16 protein-coding genes are annotated in these 22486 nt (G+C 72.0%); 12 read left to right on the top strand and 4 right to left on the bottom strand.

Going from position 1 to position 22486, the window contains the following annotated elements; all coding sequences use genetic code 11:
* Positions 1-587: 587 nt before the first annotated feature.
* A complete protein-coding gene (locus tag ACZ4QV_RS38295; RefSeq protein WP_361159085.1) occupies positions 588-1511 on the top strand; it encodes an LLM class flavin-dependent oxidoreductase in 924 nt (307 codons plus the stop codon).
* A 90-nt stretch (positions 1512-1601) separates the two neighbouring features.
* On the opposite strand, the gene car is transcribed toward ACZ4QV_RS38295, so the two are convergent.
* Complete coding sequence (gene car, locus ACZ4QV_RS38290) at positions 1602-5183, bottom strand: carboxylic acid reductase (protein ID WP_361638267.1); 3582 nt, start codon at positions 5181-5183, stop codon at positions 1602-1604.
* A gap of 319 nt (positions 5184-5502) precedes the next feature.
* A complete protein-coding gene (locus ACZ4QV_RS38285) occupies positions 5503-6894 on the bottom strand; it encodes an MFS transporter (RefSeq protein WP_361159091.1) in 1392 nt (463 codons plus the stop codon).
* Positions 6895-7179: 285 nt separating this feature from the next.
* Between ACZ4QV_RS38285 and ACZ4QV_RS38280 the strand changes: the two genes are divergently transcribed.
* The 11 genes from ACZ4QV_RS38280 to ACZ4QV_RS38230 all read left to right on the top strand — a co-directional run bounded on the left by ACZ4QV_RS38280 (position 7180) and on the right by ACZ4QV_RS38230 (position 18171).
* The gene (locus ACZ4QV_RS38280; protein WP_361159094.1) at positions 7180-8778 is read left to right on the top strand and encodes a 2-isopropylmalate synthase; all 1599 of its coding nucleotides are present in this window, start codon (positions 7180-7182) and stop codon (positions 8776-8778) included.
* Positions 8779-8831: 53 nt separating this feature from the next.
* On the top strand, positions 8832-9278 hold the full coding sequence (locus ACZ4QV_RS38275) for a MaoC family dehydratase (RefSeq protein WP_467764098.1): 447 nt from the start codon (positions 8832-8834) through the stop codon (positions 9276-9278).
* Positions 9275-10222 carry an isopenicillin N synthase family dioxygenase gene (locus ACZ4QV_RS38270; RefSeq protein WP_361159099.1) on the top strand — a complete coding sequence of 316 codons (948 nt, stop codon included), beginning with the start codon at positions 9275-9277 and terminating at the stop codon, positions 10220-10222. The genes ACZ4QV_RS38275 and ACZ4QV_RS38270 overlap by 4 nt, the downstream gene beginning before the upstream one ends.
* Positions 10219-11100: an HpcH/HpaI aldolase/citrate lyase family protein gene (locus ACZ4QV_RS38265; protein ID WP_361159102.1), complete on the top strand. Its 882-nt coding sequence runs from the start codon at positions 10219-10221 to the stop codon at positions 11098-11100. Before ACZ4QV_RS38270 ends, ACZ4QV_RS38265 begins: the two co-directional genes overlap by 4 nt.
* Before the next feature lie 15 nt (positions 11101-11115).
* Positions 11116-12006 carry a hypothetical protein gene (locus tag ACZ4QV_RS38260; protein WP_361159105.1) on the top strand — a complete coding sequence of 297 codons (891 nt, stop codon included), beginning with the start codon at positions 11116-11118 and terminating at the stop codon, positions 12004-12006.
* Complete coding sequence (locus ACZ4QV_RS38255) at positions 12003-12920, top strand: alpha/beta hydrolase (RefSeq protein WP_467764096.1); 918 nt, start codon at positions 12003-12005, stop codon at positions 12918-12920. Before ACZ4QV_RS38260 ends, ACZ4QV_RS38255 begins: the two co-directional genes overlap by 4 nt.
* Positions 12917-14143, top strand: coding sequence for an aminotransferase class I/II-fold pyridoxal phosphate-dependent enzyme (locus tag ACZ4QV_RS38250; protein ID WP_361159111.1), 1227 nt, complete (start codon positions 12917-12919; stop codon positions 14141-14143). Before ACZ4QV_RS38255 ends, ACZ4QV_RS38250 begins: the two co-directional genes overlap by 4 nt.
* Positions 14140-15033 (top strand): ornithine cyclodeaminase family protein, encoded by an 894-nt coding sequence (locus ACZ4QV_RS38245; RefSeq protein WP_467764095.1) that lies wholly within the window; start codon positions 14140-14142, stop codon positions 15031-15033. Before ACZ4QV_RS38250 ends, ACZ4QV_RS38245 begins: the two co-directional genes overlap by 4 nt.
* 24 nt (positions 15034-15057) lie before the next feature.
* Positions 15058-15264: a hypothetical protein gene (locus tag ACZ4QV_RS38240; RefSeq protein ID WP_361159117.1), complete on the top strand. Its 207-nt coding sequence runs from the start codon at positions 15058-15060 to the stop codon at positions 15262-15264.
* The gene (locus ACZ4QV_RS38235; protein ID WP_361638256.1) at positions 15257-16687 is read left to right on the top strand and encodes an amidase; all 1431 of its coding nucleotides are present in this window, start codon (positions 15257-15259) and stop codon (positions 16685-16687) included. Before ACZ4QV_RS38240 ends, ACZ4QV_RS38235 begins: the two co-directional genes overlap by 8 nt.
* 131 nt (positions 16688-16818) lie before the next feature.
* Positions 16819-18171, top strand: a complete 1353-nt coding sequence (locus ACZ4QV_RS38230) for a hypothetical protein (RefSeq protein WP_467764094.1) — start codon at positions 16819-16821, stop codon at positions 18169-18171.
* A 73-nt stretch (positions 18172-18244) separates the two neighbouring features.
* Here ACZ4QV_RS38230 and ACZ4QV_RS38225 read toward each other — a convergent pair whose 3' ends face one another.
* Positions 18245-20938, bottom strand: coding sequence for a helix-turn-helix transcriptional regulator (locus ACZ4QV_RS38225; RefSeq protein ID WP_361159124.1), 2694 nt, complete (start codon positions 20936-20938; stop codon positions 18245-18247).
* The gene (locus ACZ4QV_RS38220; protein ID WP_467764093.1) at positions 20935-22377 is read right to left on the bottom strand and encodes an aminopeptidase P family protein; all 1443 of its coding nucleotides are present in this window, start codon (positions 22375-22377) and stop codon (positions 20935-20937) included. The genes ACZ4QV_RS38225 and ACZ4QV_RS38220 overlap by 4 nt, the downstream gene beginning before the upstream one ends.
* Between the last annotated feature and the right edge of the window lie 109 nt (positions 22378-22486).

The raw sequence follows: 22486 nt of genomic DNA, 5'->3' as shown, positions 1-22486 counted from the left end.
GGCCGGACAAACTCCCACTCGGCATCCGACAGCTCATGTCGACGTATCACCCGACCATGATCCAACACGCAAGATCATTTGAAGACACCGCCTAGCGGCATACGCGGGCGACTACTCCGCGTCCCCGTCTTCGTCGGACCGCCTGTCCTGCCGTCGGCCTCACTTCGGGGTCGGCTCAGCCGATGCCTGTGGCTGCTTGCCTGCTGGATACGGTGGCCAGGGCACAACCGGGTCTGCCGCGCCGAAGACGGCCAGGTGCGGGCAGCGCAGACATCGCGCGTCGCGCAACGGATCGTGTTCCTGCGTGCGTTTGAGGGATTCCCAGAGGGTTTCGTCCAGGCCTTCCCACAGTTCGCCCGCCCCGGGCGCCCGGGCTCTCGTGTGTCGCATTGGCCGTATTCGAGGGTGGGGTCTAGAGGTCTCCTGACTGCGCGCCAGGGTGGGTGATCAGTACTGTCGGGTCCGGGCCTGGGGCAGTGGTGGGCGAGCGGGGGGGGCGCGTGGTGGGTGGCGTCGCTGTGGCCGTCCGGTGCGGTTCGGGCTGGAGGGCTTCGTCGGCCGGTGGATGCCGGGGCGGAGCGGCACCGATGAATCTGGAGTCAGTTGTGCGCATCAGCGTCTGTATCCTGCCCGACCGTCCGTTCCGGGAGGCGGCCGCGACCTGGAGGCGCGCCGAGGAGCTGGGCTTTCACGCCGCCTACAGTTACGACCACATCACCTGGGCGGGGTTGCCGGACAGTGCCTGGTACGGCGCGATGCCCACGTTGGCGGCCGCGGCCGGAGTCACTTCGCGGATCAGGCTCGGCACGTTGGTGACGTCGCCGAACTACCGGCACCCGGTGCCGCTCGCGCACGACGTCATCACGCTGGACGCCATCAGTGAGGGCCGGTTCGTGCTCGGTTTCGGTGCGGGTTCGCCCGATGCCGATGCCTCTGTGCTCGGCCAGGGTGAGCGGGGCAAGGGCTGGTCGGTGCAGGAGCGCGGGGGCCGATACCGCGAGTCGGTGGAGTTGCTGGACCGGCTGCTGACGGGGGCTCCCGACGGGCGCAAGCACACCACCTATCTCGGCCGCTACTACGAGGCGGTCGACGCGCGGCTGGAGCCGGGGTGCGTACAGCGGCCCCGGGTGCCTTTCGCGCTGGCGGCGAACGGTCCGCTGGGGATGCGGACCGTTGCGCGCCACGGCGCGTCGTGGGTCGTCACCGACCAGGGGGACGTGCCGCGGCAGGAGCGGACCGCGGCCTGGACGTGGTCGGTGCTCGCCCGTCGGATGGAGCAGCTCGATGCGGCGTGCGCGCGTGAGGGGCGTGACCCCAAGACCCTGGGGCGGACGCTGCTGACCGGGTTCTCGCTGCTTCCGACGATGGAGTCGGCGCAGGCTTTCGAAGAGGTCGCGGGCCGGTGCGCGGAGCTGGGCTTCACCGAGGTCGTGGTGCATTACCCGCGTGAGTCCGGGTTCTTCGCCACCGGGCGGCATGTCATCGAGGAGATCGCGCCCGCGCGGAGCTGAGGGCCGGCTGCCTCGACGCTGCCCTCGGCACTGTTCGGCCCCGTCCGCAGTTGGCTGTGGACGGGGCCGTCTGTGGCAGGTTCCGCGGGTTCAGAGAAGGTCGTGCAGCTTCAGGTCGGCGACGCACTTGGTGAGGAATTCGGGTGAGAGCGACGGTACGGTTCCCCGGCCCACGCCCAGCCTGCCGACCGCCGCGGTGAACCGCTCGGCCGGTACCGCCGAGCCCGGCCGCGGCTCCCCCGGCCGGGCGTACGCCTGCATCAACGGGAGGAGGGACAGGCGCCGTTGGTGGTCGGGCAGGCCGCGCAGGGCCGCCTCGGTGCGCAGGTGCCACTGGCGGTGGTCGTCGAACCGGGTGATCGGGTGCCCCGCGGCGATCAGCCAGTCCACGAACTCGTCCAGGGAGACGCCGTCGTCGTGGGTGTTGACCGTGTTGTAGGTGAGGTGGTCGTGCGCGTTGTCGGCGGCGAGGGAGGTGATCGCCGCGGCGGTGAAGTCCACCGGCAGGCCGCTGTAGTGCGCCCGTCCGCGGCGGCCGTCCGGGTCGAGCCGGTAGAAGGAGTACGGCGCCATGCCGGTGGTGAGGACGCTGAGCAGCAGCCGGGTGAAGCGGTCGGTCAGGTTCAGCTGGCCGGGCAGACGGCTGTGGGCCAGGATCATGTCCGGCCGCAGGACGGTGACCGGCAGGCCCGTCGCCTCGTGTGCCTGGCGCAGCAGGACTTCGCCGGCCCACTTGCTCGTGGCGTACCCGTTCGCGTCGGAGTCGTCCAGTGGCCGGACGGGGCACACCGTACGGACATCGGCGGTCTCGTCGAGGAACGAGCCGTCGGGCAGCATCGCCGCGGCCACCGTCGAGACGTAGGCGAACCGTTTGACACGGCGGGTGAGCGCCAGCTCGATGAGCTGCGCCGTGGCGGTGACGTTGGGGGTGAACAGCCGGTGGTACGGCAGGACATGGTTGACCAGTGCGGCGGCGTGCACGATCTGGTCGGTCTCGTCAGCCAGTGTCTGCCAGACCGGCTCCCTCAGGCCCAGTCGCGGCGCCGACACGTCAGCGGCCAGGACCGTCAGGTGCCGTGGGGCGACGTCGTCGAACCAGTCGGGCTGGTCGGCCGCCGCGGCGCGCAGGCACTCCAGTACGCGCTGGTGTGCGGCGTCGTCGTCGGCGGCCCGGACGAGGCAGATCAGCCGCCCGCCCGTCGCGGCGACGCGCCGCAGCCATTCGACGGCCAGGAAGCGTCCCAGGTAGCCGGTCGCTCCGGTGAGCAGGACGTTGTGGGCGGGGGCGGTGGCAGTGGTGCTGCCGGGCGCTGCCTGCGGTGCCGCCCGGGTCAGGAGCCGCCGGTCCACGAAGTGGTCGAGTGCCAGGTCGCGGGCCGCGACCTCGCGGGCGTCGCGGCCGTGCACGGAGGCGAAGGTGGGGCGCGATTCCTGGGCGATGTGCGCCGGACCGAGGTGGTCGGCGATGCGCGCCAGCGTCGAGGAGGGCTGGAGGACGACCTGGATGGGCACCTCCACGTCGGTCATCTGTTCCAGGACGGTCGAGAAGGTGTGGGCCGACAGGGAGTCACCTCCCAGGTCGGTGAAGGCGGTCTCGGCCCGGATCAGCGAGGAGGGGCAACCGAGGGTGATCTGGGCCGCGGTGAGCACCGCCTGGAGGGGCGTGACCTGTGAGCCGGCCGCTCTGAGTGCCGCGACCTGGCCGGCCCGTCCGGTCGCGATGTCCGTGTAGAGCTGTTCCAGCCGGGGCCCGTAGTGTTCCTTGAGGGCGGGGCGCAGGTGTTTGCCGGCTCCCGACAGCAGGCCGTTGGCGACGGTGAACGGCTCCCGTTCGACGATGACGTCGTGCGGGATCTCCCAGGCGTGCAGGCCCGCGCCGTGTGCGAGTTCGCGCATCGAGTCCAGGACGCGGCCGCGTACGGTGGCCTCGTCGGCCTGGTGCAGGCGCTCGGCGTCCGGGACCACCACGGCCAGCAGGAACGCCTGCTCGCTGCTGCCGTACACATAGATCTGCGCGATGTCCGGGCTGGTCGCGTACAACGCCTCCAGCGCGGCGACGGTGACGAACTCGCCCTGGGAGAGCTTGACGACGTTGTTGATGCGGTCGACGTAGACCAGGCGGCCGGGGGCGGTCTCGGCGAAGACGTCACCGGTGCGGTAGTAGCCGTCCTCGTCGAAGGCGCGGGCGGTGACCTCGGGCTGTCTGTAGTACCCGGGGAAGAGCCCGATCGACTTGACCCGCAGCTCGCCGCGGGGGTGCGGCTTGTCGGTGGTGAAGTACCCCAGTTCGGGTACGTCGGCCAGCCGGTAGTCGGTCACCGGCGGGCGGCGGACGTGCTGGTCGACGACGATGGCCCGGGTCGTCTCCGTCGACCCGTAGCAGTCGACGATCGGGGTGCCGAGGAGGGCGGCGGTGAAGGTGCGCATCGCCTCGGACAGCGGGGCGCTGCCGCACAGTGCGGTGACGATCCGGCCGCCGAGCATGCCGTCGCGGACCTGGACGGACGCGGCTGCCTCCGCCTCGGGGCGCGGGACGCCGGTCCGGCCGATGCGGTCGGCTTCGAGCAGATGGCGCTGGTGGACCATGTCGCAGATCCTCGGTACGAGGCTCAGGGCCGTGGGCCGTGCCAGGCGGATGTCGTCGAACAGGGTCGACATGTCGCTGCGGGCGGTGAAGTAGCCGGTGCCGCCGCAGGAGAGGCCGTTGATCAGCCAGGCGCGGCCGTTGACGTGGCTCATCGGCATGTAGTGCACCACGAACACCGGAGTGCCGGCGGCGCCACCGGCGTTGAGACCGCCGCGCGCGTTGTGCCACATCCTCGTGAGCATGGCGGCGGTGTAGATCGCGCCCTTGGGCGTGCCGGTGCTGCCGGAGGTGTAGATCAGGCTGACCAGCCGGTCCGGGTCGTCGTCCTCGTACGGCCGCGCGGGCGGCAGCTCGGCGCCCCGGTCCACGTCGTCCTGGAGCAGGGCCACTTCGGCCCGGCCGGTCAGCGCGGCACCGGCCGCCTCGAAAGCCTCCCGGTGGCCGTCCTCGCGTACGTCGCAGTCGAAGACCACCAGCCGCTCGATGGAGTCGCAGGCAAGGACGGCGCCGACGGCGGCCTCGATCGAGCCGATGTCGGCGGCGAGGACGCGCGGCAGTGTCTCGTCGAGGACCGGTGCCAGCCGTACGGCGGACGCGCCGGTGGGCAGCGGCACCGACACCGCTCCCAGGTGCATGCAGGCCAGGTCGATGGTGGTGTAGTCCATGCCGGTGAAGCCCAGGGTGGCGACGAAGTCTCCGGGGCGCAGGGTGCCGGGGCGGGCGGAGGGACCGGTACCGCTGGTGCCCGAGGCGCTGGTGCCGCCGGTGCCGTCGGTCCAGGCCGTCGCGATGTGGCCGACCCGCTGCCACAGTTCGGCGTAGGACACCGTCTCGAAGGCGGGCAGGAGTTCGCGGGTGCGGCGGCCGGTGGCGGGGTCACGGACGAGGTGTCCGGCCCGGCGGGCGAGGGCCGGGCGGTCCGCGTATCCGTGCATGGCGGCCGCGATGGCGCCGGTGAGGCTGTCGTGTCGGCTGATGGCGTCGGCGACGTCAGGGTCGGGGGCGGCCCGGGCGAACTGGGGGTCGTTCGCGTACAGTGCCGCGATCCTGGACGCGACGTCGTGGTCTGCCTGAGGCTCCGGCATGAGTACTCCGATGTGGGAAGAGTGCGCAGAAGCGGGAAAGCGGAGGAGCGGGAGAAGGAGGGAAGGAAGGAACGGGGCGGCTGAGGCGCGGGGAAGTCGAGCAAGGGGGAAGTTGAGGCACGGGGAAACGGTGCAGCGCTGACTGGCGGCGAGGGCCCGTCAGACAGCGCTGGTGGCCGCAGGCCGGCGGCTCTGCCCGTCAGGCGGCGCCGGTGGGCCGGGCCGGACTGCCGCGCCCGTCAGCCGATGTCTGCGGGCCCGGACCGGCCGGCGTACCCGTCAGCCGGCGTCAGCGGCCTTCGCCCGGCCGCCGCACCCGTCACCCGGTCCCGGCGGGCAGGGCCCGGCCGCCGAGGACCGCGGCCAGGGCCATCAGTACGTAGACGGCGACCAGCGCGATCGCCGGGGCGGTGATGCCAGTCGCGGCCGGGAGGCCGGCGAGCAGGGCGACGCCGATCAGGGAGCCGGTGGAGCGGCCCGCCGACATCAGTCCGGAGGCGATGGCCGAGTGGTGCGCCGGCGCCGCCGCCATGGTCAGGGTGATCTGCGGCACGGTCATCAGGCCGAAGCCCAGGCCGATGAAGACCAGTCCGACGCACGTGCCGAGGGGGGCGTGGCTGCCGATGACGGCCAGCAGCACCCCGCCGAGCAGGGACAGGGCGATTCCGGCGCCCAGGACCGTCCGGGGGCCGAGCTTGGTGCCGAAGCGTCCGGCGAGCAGGGGCATGAAGGTGATGGGCAGGGCGGAGGCCAGGAAGCACAGCCCCACGGTCACCGGGTCGTAGCCGCGTACCTGCTGGAGGAAGACGCTCAGGGTGAACATCAGCCCGTTGTAGCCGACGAAGAGCAGCAGGCCGACCGCCACATAGCTGCGGAAGCCGGGGGCGCGGAACAGGTCTCCCGGGATCATGGGGTAGGCGTAACTGCGCTGCCGGGCGACGAAGACGGCGAAAGCGATCAGGGCGGTCACCGCGGCCGCCACGGGCAGCGGCCGGGTCCAGCCCAGGTCCTGGCCTTCGGCGAGCGCCAGTGCCAGGCCGCCGAGGAAGACGACGGACAGCAACTGGCCCGGGATGTCCTGCGGCTCCCTGTGCGCGGGCTGTTCGTGCCGGGGCATGTGCCGTGCCGAGAGCCACAGGACGGTCAGGGCGACGGGCACGTTGATCAGGAAGATGCTGCGCCAGCCCACCGTCTCCACGAGGGCGCCGCCGAGGGTGGGCCCGAAGGCGACCGGGCTGCCCGCGACCATCGACCATATGGAGACCGCTTTGGCGCGTTGGCCGGGGTCGCGGTAGGTGTCGGTGAGCATCACCAGGGTGGCGGGCATGACCAGCACCGCTCCCAGTCCTTGCGCGGCCCGCATGGCGACGAGCACGGCGCCGTTGGGGGCCAGGCCGCACAGCGCGGACGTCGCCCCGAACAGCACCACGCCGAGCCGGAACATCGGCACCGCGCCGTACCGTTTGACCGCCGCGGCGCCGGCCAGCATCAGGCCGGCGATGACGACCACGTAGGACGTGACGACGAACTGCATCGTCGGCAGGCTCGCGCGGAGGCTGTCCCGGATCGCCGGGATGGCGACGTGGACGATGCTGGTGTCGATGACGATCATGCCGTGTGCCAGGCAGGCCAGCGTCAGAACGCGGCCGGGCCGCAGGGTCGCCCTGCCCCCGTCCGACGTGCGGTGGTCGAGACTGGTGGATTCGGCCATGGCCTGCCATTTCGCATGAGGCGGAGAATTGTTTCCGGGCAATACAGCGGAATTCTAGTGCCGAAACGCGCAGCGTCAACAGGTGAGCACACCGGGCAGCCTCGGTGTCCGAATTATCCGATTCCAGGGTCAGGTATAGAGGACGGTCTACTTCCCTGCGGGTCCTGACGCTCCGTAGTCTTCGGGGCGCTGAGAAACGCGATAGAGCGCAGCCTGGAAGTGCAAGGGGGATTACCATTGACTTTTTCCCGAGAGTCTTGGGAAACATTGCAACGTCCGTCGTCCATGCCGTTCCACCGTTATGCGCGGGACGCTGCGGCTCCCACTTCAGGCTGGTCACGGCGGTGGCCGGACAGTACGCTCGATCGCAGTCCGATCTGGGCCTCGGTTGATCTGCGCGACGGCAACCAGGCGCTGGCCGATCCCATGGACACGCGCCGCAAGCAGCGGATGTTCGATCTGCTGGTGGCCACCGGTTTCAAAGACATAGAAATCGGCTATCCGGCGGCCAGCGCGCACGACTTCGATTTCGTACGGAAACTGGTCGTCAAGGAAGGAATTCCGGACGATGTGACGGTGTCGGTTTTCACGCCGGCCCGCGCTGATCTCATCGAGCGGACCTTCGAGGCGATTCGCGGAGCCGAACGCGCCGTGGTGCATTTGTGTCACGCGACGGCGTGCCTGTGGCGCGAGGTCGTGTTCGGCATGTCGGCGCGTGAGGTGGTGGGCATGGCCGTCGAGGGTGCCCGGCACCTGGTGCGGCTGGCGGAGCGCGAACCCGGGAGCGACATCCGGTTCGAGTACTCGCCGGAGACCTTCAACCTGACCGAACCGGAACTCGCGCTGGAGATCGCCAACCGGGTGACGGAGGTCGTCGGCGCCACGGCCGAGCGGCCGCTGGTGCTGAACCTGCCGACGACCGTGGAGACCCACTCGCCGCACGTCTTCGCCGACCAGGTGGAGTGGATGCACCGCAACCTGGACCGGCGTGAGGCCATCGTGCTGTCCGTGCACCCGCACAACGACCGGGGCACCGCCGTCGCGTCGGCGGAGCTGGCCCTGCTGGCCGGGGCCGACCGGGTCGAGGGCACCTTGTTCGGCAACGGTGAACGCACCGGCAATGTCTGCCTGGTGACGCTGGCGCTGAACATGTTCAGCAGCGGCGTCGATCCCCAACTGGACCTGTCCGACATCGACACCGTCCGCGAGATCGTCGAGGACTGCAACCGGCTGCCGGTGCACCCCCGCCACCCGTACGCCGGTGACCTGGTGTACACCGCCTTCTCCGGCACGCACCAGGACGCCATCGCCAAGGGCCTGGCGGCGCTGGCCGACCGGGCCGAACGCGAGGGCAAGGACGTCGGCGAACTGCCCTGGCAGGTTCCGTACCTGCCCATCGACCCGAAGGACGTGGGCCGCGACTACCAGGCGATCATCCGGGTCAACGGCCAGTCCGGCAAGGGCGGCATCAACTATGTGCTCAAGGCCGGCTGGGGCGTCGACCTGCCGGTCGAGCTGCGGCGGGACTTCGCGGCAGTGGTCCAGGCGGCCGCCGACGCCCTGGGGCGGGAGCTGGAGCCGCCGGAGATCTGGCGGCTGCTGCGGGAGACCTACGGCCTCGACGACTCGCCGGCGCTGCCCGCCGGCTCCGACGAGAACGCGGTCCTCGGGCAGCTCGGCGCCGCGCACGGCGTGGCGTTCACCCGGGTGCACTTCACGGGCACGCCCGCTGCGACCGGCGCGCCGGCGACCTGCCTGGTGGCACTGGAGGCGGGCGGCCGGACGCTCTGGGGACTCGGCCAGGCGGCCACCACCGCCGACGCGGCACACCGATCGGCCCGTTCCGCCCTGCGCAGGGCGGGCCTGCACGAAGGAGCACGGTGAAGAACAACTCATTTCTCGCGGTCAGTCCCGGTATCTACCGGGAGGACAGCGGCATGGTCTACGAGGACTACGTCCCCGGCGAGGTCGTCGAGCACCGTCCGGGCCGCACCATCACCATGACCGACAACGTGTGGAGCTCGCTGCTCTGCCTGAACCAGCATCCGCTGCACATCGACGCGGTCTACGCCGAGCAGACCTCGTTCGGCAAGATCGTCGTCTCCAGCCTGGTCACCTTCGGGATCGTCAACGGGATGACCGTCTCCACCATCAGCGCCAAATGCGTCGCCAACCTCGGCTGGGACAAGGTGCGTCTGACCGCTCCGGTGTTCGTGGGCGACACGCTCTACGCGCAGACCCGGATCGTCTCCCGGCGGGAGTCCGAGACGCGGCCCGAGCAGGGCATCGTGACCGTCCACACCACCGGCCGCAATCAGGACGACGTGCCGGTCATCGCATTCGAGCGGACGATTCTCGTCCCCAAGCAGGGAGCAGAGCAATGATTCCGGTCATCGACCTGGAGCCGGGCCGCCCCGACCTGGAGCGCAAGATCGCCGAGGAGATCTCCGAGGCGTGCCGGAACACCGGTTTCTTCGTCGTACGCGGACACGGCATCGCCTCCGAGGTCTTCGACGACGCCTACGCCGCCTCGCTGCGGTTCTTCGCCCTCACGCCGGAGACCAAGGACACGTTCGCGATGCGCACCTCCAACGCGCGGGGCGAGAGCGACTACAGCCCGTACGGCTACAGCGCCCTGCTGTCCGAGAACGCCTTCGCCTACACCGGCAAGCCGGGCATGCCCTCGGACTACGTCGAGAAGTTCAGCGTCGGGCGGCTGATCCTGCACGACGACGAGGAGCTGCCTTTCCCGGCGGACGAGCTGGGGGCGCGGCTGCGCGCGGCGCTGAAACGGTACTTCGCGGCCTGCGAGACGGTGGCGGGCCAGATCGCCGAACTGCTGGCGTTGGCCCTGGACCTGCCCCGGGACTTCTTCGCCACCCGCACGGACACCTCCAACGACTCGCTGCGCTCGCACCTGTACCCCGGCGTCGATCCGCAGTTCCTCAACGACCAGGGCATGGGGCAGCACACCGACGGCACGCTGATCACGCTGCTCACCCAGGACGGCCCCGGGTTGCAGTTGCAGGACCGCTCCGGGCGCTGGCTGGACATCGACGTGCAGGAGCGCGACAGCTTCATCGTCAACATCGGTGACTTGATGGCCCGCTGGTCGAACGACGAGTACGTCTCGACGCCGCACCGGGTGCGGCTCGCCGACCGGCAGCGCCAGTCCATCGTCTTCTTCAAGCTGGCGAACGACGACACCGTCATCGAGTGCTTCCCCAAGTTCGCCGCCGACCGCCCCGCGAAGTACGCACCGATCCGCTACGAGGACTTCTCGCTCCAGAAGATGAACCTGCTGTTCGGGAGGGAAGAGGCGCGATGAAAGCCTACGCGAGCCTGCTCTACACCCCGGCGCTGCTGCTGGCGTCGGTCGCCCGGCCGGGCCGGGTCAAGGCCGACATGCTGGTCCTGGACCTGGAGGACTCCACACATCCGGCCAAGAAGGCCGAGGCCCGCGCCCTGCTGGCGCAGGCCGACCTCACCGGGGCCGGCCTGCCCGCCCTGGGCCTGCGGGTGAACACGATCGCCACACCCGACGGTCTGAAGGACCTCCAGGCGCTGATCGAGATGGACGCCACGATCGGCGGCGTCCCGCTCGACGTGATCTTCATCCCCAAGATCTCCGGCCCCGGCGACGTGGCGGTCTACCGGTCGCTGCTGTCGCACACCTCCAGGCCGCCGCAGATCTGCAGCTTCATCGAGACCGTCGACTCGGTGGAGAACGCCGCCGGCATCGCCGCGGTCAGCGACGGCCTGTGCTTCGGACAGGCCGATCTGACGGCCGAGCTGTACGCCGAGAACGCGTTCTACCTCGATCACGCGCGGGCCCGGCTGTGCGCCGCGGCGGCCAAGTACCGGGTGCCCGCCATCGACACCAACTCCTTCGAGCTGCACGACCTCGACGTGGTCGCGGCGCAGTGCCGGGCGGCCCGGGACGCCGGGTTCACCGGCAAGGCGGCCATCCACCCGCGCCAGGTGGAGGTCATCGCCGAGACGTTCACCGTCGGTCCGGAAGAGATCGCCGACTACCGCAGCGTGGTCGAGGACTACCACTCCACGCCGTACGGCTTCGCGGTCGAGGAAGGCCGGGTGCTCGCCCCGCCGTTCGTGCTGCGGGCCCAGCGCATGCTCCAGCTCCACGCGCCCGAAGCCGCGGCAGCGGCCGCGGCCGCCGTTGTCCACGCCACCGCCACCGAGTAACCAGGAGTTTGTCCCGTGAAGACCCTTCCGCAGCACGTGATGATCGATGTCTCCGCCTACGACAGCGAGCTGGTCGACGGCCGGCTCCAGGCCGCCGACGACCGCCTGGTGTCCGAACTGGTACGTCTGGTGACCGGAGGCGACGGTGTCGCCGTCTGCCACGGTGTCGCCAGGACGCTGACGCGCCACGGCCTGGACGTGGGCAAGGAGCAGGACGCCGCGATCGCCCGCGACTACCTCGAATCGCTGTTCCGCGGCTTCGGCGAGCGGGTGGACGTCGACCGGTTCAGCCCGGTGGCGATGGACTACGACCGTATCGCCGGCATGGACGTCGACGGCTACAACAAGAACACGCACTTCACCCCGAACGGGGACCACACCACCGAGCGCGAGTTCCTGACGACCAAGTGCGTGCACTTCGACGCCGCCACGCCGTTCATCGGCAACATCTACGGTCCGAACACCAACATCGCCGGCGGCACCCCGATGGTCTGCGACACCCGCGCCTACTGCCAGGAGCGGGGCGTCGCCCCGGCCGACCTGCTCGAACTGATGCCGCACAGCTTCAACGTCGCGGTCAAGGAGGAGCACGCCGAGCCGGTGCTGACCGGTTACGCGGCCGCGGTCGACGCCGACCTGTCCGCCGACCTGGTCATGGTCGTCCTGCTCAACGAGGTGGACGGCGGGCTCGCGCACGCCGGTTCCGAGCCCCGTCCGGCCGACCCGGCGCGGCCCGCGCGGCGCCCGATCCGGCACCTGGAGTACCAGTTCGCCGAGGACGTCGAGCTGGCCAAGTGGTACCGGCACTACGAGCTGGCGATCCCCCAGCCCAGCCTGCAGGTGCCGGACGAGGCCGCGCGCGAGCGCTACCACCGCGGCATCGACCCGGTCGGGGCGGGCCAGTGACGACCTCCGCGCAGTACGACGTGCCGCTGATGTCCGACGGCGACCGTGAGGAGCTCGACCGGCTGCTCACGGCCCTCGCCGCGGACGAGTGGCCGGAGGACATCGGTGAGGCCCGGAAGTTCTACGACGCGTGGGGCGTGCCGGTCGCCGACGACATCACGGTCGAGGAGCGGCCCGGCGGCCACCTGCTGACGCCGCCGGAGACCGACGGCTCGCTGACCGGGCTCTACCTGCACGGCGGCGGCTACGTCTACGGCTCGCTGCGCAGCCACGGCCACATGGTCGGGGAGATCGCCCGGGCGGCCCGCTGCCGGATGTTCTTCGCCGACTACCGGCGGGCCCCCGAGCACCCCTACCCCGCGGCACTCGACGACGCGGTGGCCGCTTACCACAGCCTGCTCGCCGAGGACCGGTCCGCCCGTGAGGTGGTTCTCGTCGGCGACTCGGCGGGCGGCGGCCTGGTGCTCGCGACGCTGCTGAAGCTGCGGAACGCGGGGACGGCGCTCCCGGCCGCCGCGGCCTGCATCTCGCCGTGGACCGACCTGACGGGCAGCGGGGAGACCTACCGCACCCTGGAGCACGAGGACCCCATGCTCACCAAGCCGGTCGTGGAGCTGGTGTCCGCCTCCTACCGGGCGGGCACCCCGGCGAGGGACCCCTACATCTCCCCGCTGTTCGGTGACCTCGCGGGCCTGCCGCCGGTGTTCATGCAGGTCGGCAGCCGCGAGATCCTGCTCAGCGACGCCCAGCGGTTCATCGACGGCGTACGGAGCGCCGGGGGCACCGGGGAGCTGGAGGTCTGGCCCGGCATGGTGCACGTGTGGCACCTGCACCACTCCCGGCTGTCCAAGGCCCGCGAGGCCGTGACCCGGCTCGGGGGCTGGCTGAACGACCAGGCGGCGGGTGCGCGATGAGCGAGGACGTCACGGGGCCCCACCGCTACCGCAACAACCGCAAGATGGTGCCGGCCAGCGAGGCGGCCTGGGGGCTGTCCGTCAAGCACGGGATGCTCGGCCTGGTGGTCGAGGCCGTCGACGGCCAGAACCGGTTGCGCGACGTGCGGACGGGGCACGAGTTCACCAACCTCTCCTCCTGCTCGTACCTGGGCCTCAACAGCCACCCCACGGTGGTCGAGGCCGGGCGCGCCGCCCTGGAGCAGGAGCAGATCACCGGGCTGTCCATGGGCGAGTTCCGCATCCGGCTGGGCATCATGGAGCAACTGGAGCAGGAGCTCTCGGACCACTTCGGCGCCCATGTGCTGCCGTCGGTGTCCTGCGGGGTGCTCAGCGCGGCGATCCTGCCGCTGCTGGCCTCCGGGCATCTGACCGACGGCGAGCCGCTGGTCGTGGTCTTCGACCGGTTCGCGCACTTCTCCATGAACTTCCTCAAGCCCGTCCTGGCCGACGAGACGCTGGTGCTGACCTGTCCGCACAACGACATGGAGTACCTGGAGGACCTCTGCAAGCGCTATCCGCGGGTGGCCTACGTCGGTGAAGGCGTCTACTCCACCGGCGGGCAGGCGGACCTGGAGGGGATCAAGGCCCTCCAGGACCGTTACGGGATGTTCGTCTACCTCGACGACTCGCACGCGCTGTCGGCCGTCGGCGCACGCGGCGAGGGCTACGCGCGCACCGTCTTCGACTCCCTCGACGCCCGGACGATCGTCGTCGCCTCGACCGCCAAGGCGTTCGGCGCCACCGGCGGCATCGCCATGGTCGGTGACCGCGGCGTCTTCGACTTCCTCTACCGGTCCGGGCCGCTGGCCTGGTCCCAGGGGCTGCGGACGGCCGCCATCGGCACCGCGCTGGGCGCCTTGGAGGTCCACCGCGGCCCGGAGCTGGGCCGGCGTCAGCGACAGCTCGCCCGCAACATCGAGCTGTTCGACGAGCGGCTGGACGGACACGGCCTGCGCGGTGCCGGGTCGCACATCAAGTTCGTCACGGTCGGCGACAACGACCGGGCGGTGCGGCTGTCGACCGAGCTGTACCGGCGCGGTTACTACTGCTCCGCGATGTTCTTCCCGATCGTGGCGCAGGGTCAGGCGGGCGTACGGATGATGCTGCGCGGCGACATGCCCACGGAGCTGACCGAACGCTTCGCGGCGGACCTGCTCGACGTGCTGGCGGACCTCGGATGACGGTCATCGGCAAGGAGCACGGGGTGGCCGACCTGACGGCCGTGGCCGCGCTGATGCGAAAGAGCCTGCGCAGCGGCGCGGTGGGCCGGATGAGTGTGCCGCTGCGGCAGGTCGTCGACGAGGGCCACGGCACCAGGTTCCTGTCCATGCCCGCCGTCAGCACCGATCTCGCGCTGTGCGTCAACAAGACCGCCACCATCACCGACGGCCCCGGGCCGACCGTGACCTCCGTGGTCACGGTGTTCTCGGCCAGGACCGGGGACCTGGTGGGGGTGCTGGACGGCGCGGCCGTCACCAATCTCAAGTGCGCGGCCGTCACGGCGCTGGTCACCGACCGCTGCGCGGCCCGTGCCGCCGGTGTGCTGGCGATCGTCGGTTCGGGTGTCCAGGCGTGGCAGCAGTTCCTGGGGGTCTCGGCGGTGCGCGACATCACCGAGGTACGGGTCCACTCCCGTTCCCGGGAGCACGCCGAGGCGCTGTGCGAACGCATCCGGCGGGCGAACGGAACCGTACGGACCGAGGTCAGCGCTACGGCCCGGGAGGCCACCGAGGCGGCGGACGTGATCTCCACGGCGACCACGTCCGTACAGCCGCTGCCGATCGCGCCGGAGCTTCCGGAGCACGTGCACATCAACTGCATGGGGGCGCACACCACCGAGTCGCGGGAGCTGTCCCGCTCGCTGCTGGCCGCCGCCACACTCGTCGTCGAGGACATCGAGATCGCCGTGGCCGAGGCGGGCGACATCCACCGCACCGCGATCGGCCTGGAGTCCCTGGAGAGCGGCCGGCACACCGGACTCGAAGACCGCCCGACCGTCTTCAGCTCCACCGGGCACGCCTCGCTGGACCTCATCACCTGTGCCCATCTGGTGGCACAGGAGCACCACTGACCGCAGGGGAAGGAACGACCGTACGTGGCACACGCCGGCACGGAGGAGACAACCGGGCCCCGGGACACCGGGGACCCGCACCACGCGGAAGCGGACCGGGAGTTCGCCGCCGCCCTGGCGGCCCGGGGCATCGAGATGCCGCCGGACCTGGCGCCCGGCGTCCTGGCCGGGCACCGCTCGCTGCGCACGATGAGCCGGCTGCTGCGGGAGGTGGAGTTCAGCGATGACTGACATCGATCTCGCCGGTCCCGGCGCCCTGACCGAGCTGTCCGTCGCCCGGGCCGGAGCGCTGCTGCGCACCGGAGCGCTGACGTCGCTGGAGCTGGTGGAGCACGCGCTGCGGCTGATCGACGCCCACGACGCCGATCTGCACGCGTTCGTGCTCGTCACCCGCGAGGACGCGCTGCGGCGGGCCGCGCGGGCCGACCAGGAGCTGCGCGAGGGCGTCGACCGCGGACCGCTGCACGGCATCCCCTACGCGCTCAAGGACATCCTGGACGCCGAAGGCCTGCCCACCACCAACCATTCGCGGCTGACGCTGGACGCCGTCGCCACGGAGGACAGCGCTGTCGAGGCCCGGCTGCGGGCGGGTGGCGGGGTGCTGCTGGGCAAGCTGGCCACCTACGAGTTCGCCTTCGGCGGGCCGAGCACGGACCTGCCGTTCCCGCCGGCCGGGAATCCCTGGCACCGTGAGCACATTCCCAGCGGGTCCTCCTCGGGAGCGGGGGCCGCGGTGGCGGCCGGGTTCCTGCGCGTCGCCTTCGGTTCCGACACCGCCGGTTCGCTGCGCGGTCCGGCCTTCCACTGCGGGGCCGTCGGGCTGAAGCCGACCTACGGCAGCGTCTCCGGCCACGGGGCCACTCCGCTGGCGCCCACCATGGACCACTTCGGGCCGCTGACCTGGACGGTGGCCGACGCCGCCGCCGCGCTCCAGGTCGTCGCGGGGCCCGACCCCCGCGACGCCCGCACCCGTGCGGCTCCGGCGCCCGACTTCCTCGGCTCGCTGACCGGGGACGTGCGGGGACTGCGGGTGGGCTACTCGCGGTCCTGGTACGCCTCGGACCCGGGCACCCTGCCGGAGATCACCGAGGCCATCGACCGGGCTCTGGTCCATCTGGAGGAGCGCGGTGCGGTCGTCGAGGAGTGCGCGCTGCCGCCGTACGAGGTCTTCGACGCCTGCGGCCGGATCATCCTGATCGCGGAGGGCTTCGCCGTGCACGAGGAGAACCTGCGCCGCGCGCCCCGGTCGTTCGGCCGCTACACCTACCAGAAGCTGATGCCCGGCGCGGGGATCACCCCGGACGACCTGACGCGTGCGTACCAGGTGCGTACGGAGCTCGCCGCGGCGCTGGACCGGCGGGTCTTCGCCGGCCACGACGTGCTGATCACGGCGTGCGGCCAGACCACCGCGGCCCGCGTCGACGCCTTCGGCGCGGACTGGCCGCCGCCGCGGCTGGCCAACGACATGCAGACCATCCCGTTCGCGGTCACCGGGCACCCGGCCATGTCCCTGCCCCTGGGGTTCGCCGGCAACGGGCTGCCCATCGGGGTGCAGCTCGTGGGGCGCAAGTTCGGCGAGGCGAGCCTGTTCCGGGCCGGACTGGCCCTGGAGGCCGCGTTCGGCCGACGGGAGACGCGGCCCGTACTGCCGTGAGACGGCGTACAAGCCCTGGGCCGCCGGAGTCGGATCCGGCCGGCCCGGGGCCGTGCACGGCGCCCTCGCGCCGCGGCAGCAAGCGGGCGGCGGCCGCCGTCCGCACCAGCCTCCAGCAGGAGTGAAAGATCATGGAACAGACCTCGACGGCGGCGCGGGTGACGGCCGCACGCGGGCCGTACGCGACGGACTCCCGCCACCTGCTCAACGCCTTCGACCACCAGTTCAGGGGCTTCCGGACCTTCTGGTTCGACCGGATCGCCCCCGCCGGGCCCGTCGTACGGCCCGCGGCCCAGGGCGCCGACCTGGAACAGGCGAGCGTCCGCCTGGCCGGACTGCTGCGGCGGGCGGTGCAGGGCCTGGGCGGGGACTGCCTGAGCCGGCACCGCGCCCTGGGGCTCGACGAACGGCTGTCGGAGTTCTACGGGGACGAGGCGTTCGAGAACGCCTACGCGACGCTGATGGGCCGGCCGGACGTCATCTGGACCGCGTCCGGGTGGAAGTTCATCGAGTTCAACTTCTGCTCGTCCACCGGCGGTCAGGTCTACGCCCACCTGCTCAACGAGGTGTGGCGGCAGTTGCTGCCGGGCCCGACCCTGGACACCCTCACGCTCGCCGACCCTCTCAGGGACCGCAACGACGTACTGCGCACCGTCCTCGACGACCTCGGCCTGGATCCCCGGGTGGCGCTCGTCGGCTATCTCCCGGACGTCTTCCTGTCCGACTCCGGGGGCAGCCGCAGGTATTACGAGATCGAGGTCGAGGCGCTGCGGAAGGCGGGTATCGAGGCGCAGTACTTCGACACGGACGAATTCCTCGAAACGCTCGCCTCCCGAGGCAACGCCTTTCCGATGGTGCTGGAGCGGACGGTGCCGCAGGAGTGGCTCGATGCGGGCCGGGACATCGGGCCGCTGCTGCGCATCAGGAAATGCGGTGCGGCCGTGCTGACGCCGCAGAGTTCCTACCAGGCGGCCAACAAGCAGCTCTTCGCCCTGCTGTCCGCCGGGCAGGACTGGATGACCGAGGACGACCGGGATTTCGTGGCGCGCTACCTCCCCTGGTCGCGCGGGACGTGGGAGGAGGACGTCGAATTCCAGGGCGAGAAATGGAAGCTGCCGGAACTGCTGAGGAAGCGGCGCGCGGATTTCGTCGTGAAGCGTTCCGACGGCGACCAGAATGCCGACGTGCACATCGGCGCCCGGACCGAGGAGTCGGCGTGGGAGGACGTCATCGCCGAAGCGGGCCGGGCCGGAACCTGGATAGCGCAGGAGGCCGCCCACAGCGCCGAATTCGATGCCGAGGTCTTCGACCGCGACCTGGGCGCGTACCGCGGCATCTCGACGCGTGGGGTGTTCGGTCCGCTGTTCATGGGCGGGCGGATGACCGGCTGTGTGGTGCGTCACGACGTTCCGGCGCCCGGTGACGCGGCCGGGCAGGCCCCCGGGTCGAGCATCCTGGGTACCGTCGGCTGGCAGACGGACTGACCGGTCGGCCAGGCCCGGCCGCGCGGCCGGGCCGGAGTGGCCGGATGACTGGCGGGACGGTGGGCGGCCGCCGTCACCGGCGCGCCAGGTGCCCGTCCTTCTGGACGAGCGCCATCAGCTGGACGCGGGAACGCACTTCGAGCTTGCGGTAGATGCGGGTCAGGGCCGCCTCCACGGTCTTGACGCTGACGTACAGGGTGGCCGCGATGTCGCGGTTGCCGCGCCCCTGGGTGACCAGTTCGGCGACCAGTTGCTCGGCGTCGGTCAGCCCGGCCAGCCAGGGCTGTGCCTGGTCCCCCTGCGGCCGGGCCGGCTCCCACAGCGGCGCGCCCGACTTGCGGAAGACCGCCTCGGCCGCGGCCTGCGCCTCGTTGGCGCGGGCCGGGCGCCTGCGGCGATGTTCCAGGCAGGAGCGGGCCAGCAGCACCCGGCCGCGCTGCAACGGGAATCCGAGCCGTTCGAAGGTCCGCGCGGCCCGGTTGAGCAGCTCCTCGGCCGGGCCGAACTCGCCGGCTGCCGCGTGGCACAGCGCCTGGGCCCGGTCGAGCGAGGCCAGTACGCCGCGCCGCCCCAGGTCCTGGGCCCGGCGCCGCGCGCCGGCGAGCGTGTGCCGGGCGGCCGGCAGGTCCCCGGCGGCGACCAGCGCCTCGGCGAGGTCGGCGTCGTAACGGATCTGCGCGGGATCCGCGATGCCCAGCTCCTGCACCAGGTCCTGGACCCTGAGCAGGTCGGCCAGGGCCGCGCCGGTGTCGCGCAGCAGCAGGCGCGTCATGCCCGACACGTGCAGGCAGTGGGCGGCGTAGACGGTGTCCGCGTCCTCCTGCGAGGCCGTCAGGCCCAGGTCCGCGTACATCAGGGCCTGTTCGAGGGTGCCGCCGGCCAGTTCGGCGGCCGCCGCCGCGTACCACGGTGGGCCTGGGGAGGCCCCCAGATCGCGGGTGAGGTCCAGCAGGAGGTGGGCCTTTTCGCGGGCGACCGCCCCCTCACCGCGGTGGGCGTGGAGGTGGACGGAGTCGGCGAGCAGCCAGAGCCGGTCGGCGGGGCAGGACGCCGGGCCCAGCTCGTCCAGCAGCCGCTCGGCCTGCTCCAGGCCGTCCTCCAGCAGCGCGAAGTGGACGGCGGTACGGCCCGGGTGCCCGGGCATCCGGGCGGCGTCGTCGGCCGTGCCCGTCGCCAGAGCGCGCCGGAGCAGCGCGGTGCGGCCCGGGGAGCCCCGGCCCTGCTCGATCTCCGCGGTCAGGGCCAGCGCCGCCGCGTGGGTCGTGGCGTCACCTGCGCGCTCGGCCCACTCCTCGGCCGCCTGGGCGTGGGCCAGGGCCTCGGCGTGGCATCCCCGGCTGACCCGCAGGCCGTGGGCGAGCCGCAGATGCGCCGCCGAGATCAGGGCCGGCTCGTCGGCGGCGGTGGCCTCGGCCAGGGCCTGCGCCGCCACGTCCGCGACCAAGGCGGCGCCGCGCCCGGCGGCGTCGACGACGGCGAGCCGCGCCTGGGCGCGGGCGGCGGGCACGGCCCGGCTGCGGTCCAGTTGGTCCAGGGCCGTGCAGGCCAGGTCGAAGCGCCCGGCCGCCTCGGCGTCCCGGGCCGCCGCGACCAGCAGGTCGTGGCGGGGGCCGCCGGTCCGGCCGCCGGCCAGCAGGGCGAACTCGGCGGCCCGGGTGTGCTCGCCCCTCTCACGCGCGGCGGTGGCGGCGTCGGCCAGCGCCGGGATGAGATGTGCGGGCAGCTCGGCCGGGGCGAGGGCGCACGCCTCGTGCCACAGGCGGTCGTCGGCCCCGTGAGCCGCCGTGGCCAGGGTCAGATGGGCCTGTCGTACCGCCTCGCCACTTGCCTGGGCGAGGATGCCCTCCTGGATGACCGGGGCCGCGAAGGCCACGGTGGCGGCCACCTTGACGAGTCCGGCGGCCTCGGCGTCGGTCAGGGCCGCGTCGGCGGACGGTCCCGCCGCGCGGCGTACGACGTCGAGCGACGGGTCGGCCGTGAGCGCGGCCAGCAGCAGCACCCAGTGCACCGGTGCGGCCAGTCCGGCCAGCCAGGTGCGCAGGGCCTTGCGCGCATGCGGGGCCAGCGGCTGGGCGTCCAGGACCGCCGGCGGCCCGGTACGGGCCAGGGCGGCGGCGATGTCCCAGACCAGCCGGGGGTTGCCGCCGGTGGCCGTGTGGATGCGCGCGGCGGTGCGCTGCGGGATGTTGAAGGTGCGCACCACGGCTGCCGACTCCTGCGCGCTGAGCGTGGGGAGCGCGATCTCCACGGCGTCGCCGCCCAGGACGTCGTGTGCCAGGGGGCCGTCGGGCCGCAGCGCCGCCAGCAGCGAGACACTCCCGCGGCTGCGGCGTGCGGCGAAGCCGAAGACGTCCAGGCTGTCCGGCCCCCACCAGTGCATGTCGTCGGCGGCCAGCAGCAGCCGGGCCCGGCGCCCCCACGCCTGAAGGCAGGAGAGGACGGTCACGCGCAGGAGGGCGGGGTCGGGTTCGGGTCCGGTGACGCGGCGCAGCACCCAGTCGACCGTCGCCCGCTGGATGTCGGAGAGTTCGCCGCTGACGTCCGCCGGGCACACCGTGAACAGGTCCACGAGCGGGACGTAGGGCAGATGGGCGTCGGCGGGTGTCGAGCTGAGTCTGACCACGGGGTCCCCGCCGGACTGCCACTGCGTGCACACCGCGTCCAGCACCGCGGTCTTGCCGAACCCGGTGGGACCGACCACCGCCACCGCGCCGGCCTGTCGGAGCTGTCCGTGGACCTGGTCGACCAGCAGGCTGCGCGCTCTCACAGCAACGCTTCCATCCACGCCTCGACCTCGTCGGCGCCGCGCGGCAGGCCGGACGACAGACACTCGGCGCCGTCGGCGGTGATGACGAAGTCGTCCTCGATGCGCACGCCGATGCCGCGCAGTTCCCGCGGGACCGTCAGGTCGTCGGGCTGGAAGTACAGGCCGGGCTCGACGGTGAGCACATGGCCGGGCCGGAGGATGCCGTCGGTGTACTGCTCGTTGCGGGCGGCGGCGCAGTCGTGGCAGTCCAGGCCGAGCATGTGGCCCGTACCGCAGACGGTGTACCTGCGGTACAGGTCGGCGCTGTGCTCCATGCCCGGGCCCGCGGGCCGCAGGCCCCAGGAGTCGAGACCTTCGGCGATGACACGCGTCGCGGCCTCGTGGAAGTCGCTGTAGCGTGCGCCGGGCCGCAGCGCGGCGATGCCCGCCGCCTGGGCGGCGTGTACCAGGTCGTAGACGCGGCGCTGGACGTCGCTGAAGCGTCCGCCGACCGGCAGGGTACGGGTGATGTCGGCGGTGTAGAAGGAGTCGGCCTCAATGCCGGCGTCCAGCAGGAGCAGGTCCCCGTCGCGTACCGGGCCGTCGTTCCGCATCCAGTGCAGCACACACGCGTGGGCGCCGGCCGCGGCGATGGTCTCGAAGCCCAGGCCGTTGCCTTCCAGCCGGGCGCGCCGGTTGAAGGTGCCCTCGATCCAGCGTTCGCCGCGCGCCAGGCGGGTGGCGTGCGGCAGTTCGCCGACGACGTCGCCGAAGGCGGTGACGGTGTGGCCCACGGCAGCGCGTAGCTGGTCGACCTCCCACTCATCCTTGACCAGCCGCAGCTCCGAGAGGAAGGCGAGCAGTTCGGCGTCGGCCGGCGCCGACGGTGCCACCAGCGCGTCGACGAGGGCGTCCTGGCCGCGTATCGTCCGGGTCGGTACGCCGGTGGTCAGGGCGCTTTCGAGGCGGTCGCGGGCGGCCGTCCGGAGGCCGAGGGCGTCGGCGGTCTCGGCGAGCGTACGGCGGCGGCCGACCCAGAACTCGCCGTGCCGCCGGTCGCTGTAGAAGTGCGCGCCGTCCGGCCCGGCGTCGCGCGGCGAGCGCGGCCGGGTGAACAGGGTGACCTCGTGCCCGCTCCCGGTGGGTTCAAAGACCAGCACGCTGTCGGGTACCGCCTGGGTGCCCTGCTCGGCGGTGAGGTGGACGAAGGCGGAGTGCGGGCGGAAGAGGTAGTCGAAGTCGTTGCTGCGGACCTTGAACCCGCCCGACGGGACGACGATCCGTTCGCCGGGAAACCGCTCGGAGAGCGCCGCGCGCCGCTTGGCCGCGCACGCGGCTCCCGAGACGGGCGGCAGTTGCCGGGTCGTGTCGGCCCATCCGTGCCGGAAGGCCTCGGCCACCGCGTCCGGTACCCGGCGGTCGTGGCTCTGCATTCCGCGCGAGCCGTCTGATCGTTCCATCGCACGTTCCCCCTTCGCGTGATGGCCCGCCCTCACCGGGAACGGACCTGTTGTACGCCGCGGCCGGCCGACGGCGCTGTCGGCCGGCCGATGGTGCGGCCGGCGGCGC

It is taken from the genome of Streptomyces sp. NPDC026394, from assembly GCF_055567735.1.
This window is presented reverse-complemented; position numbering and strand designations above follow the sequence as displayed.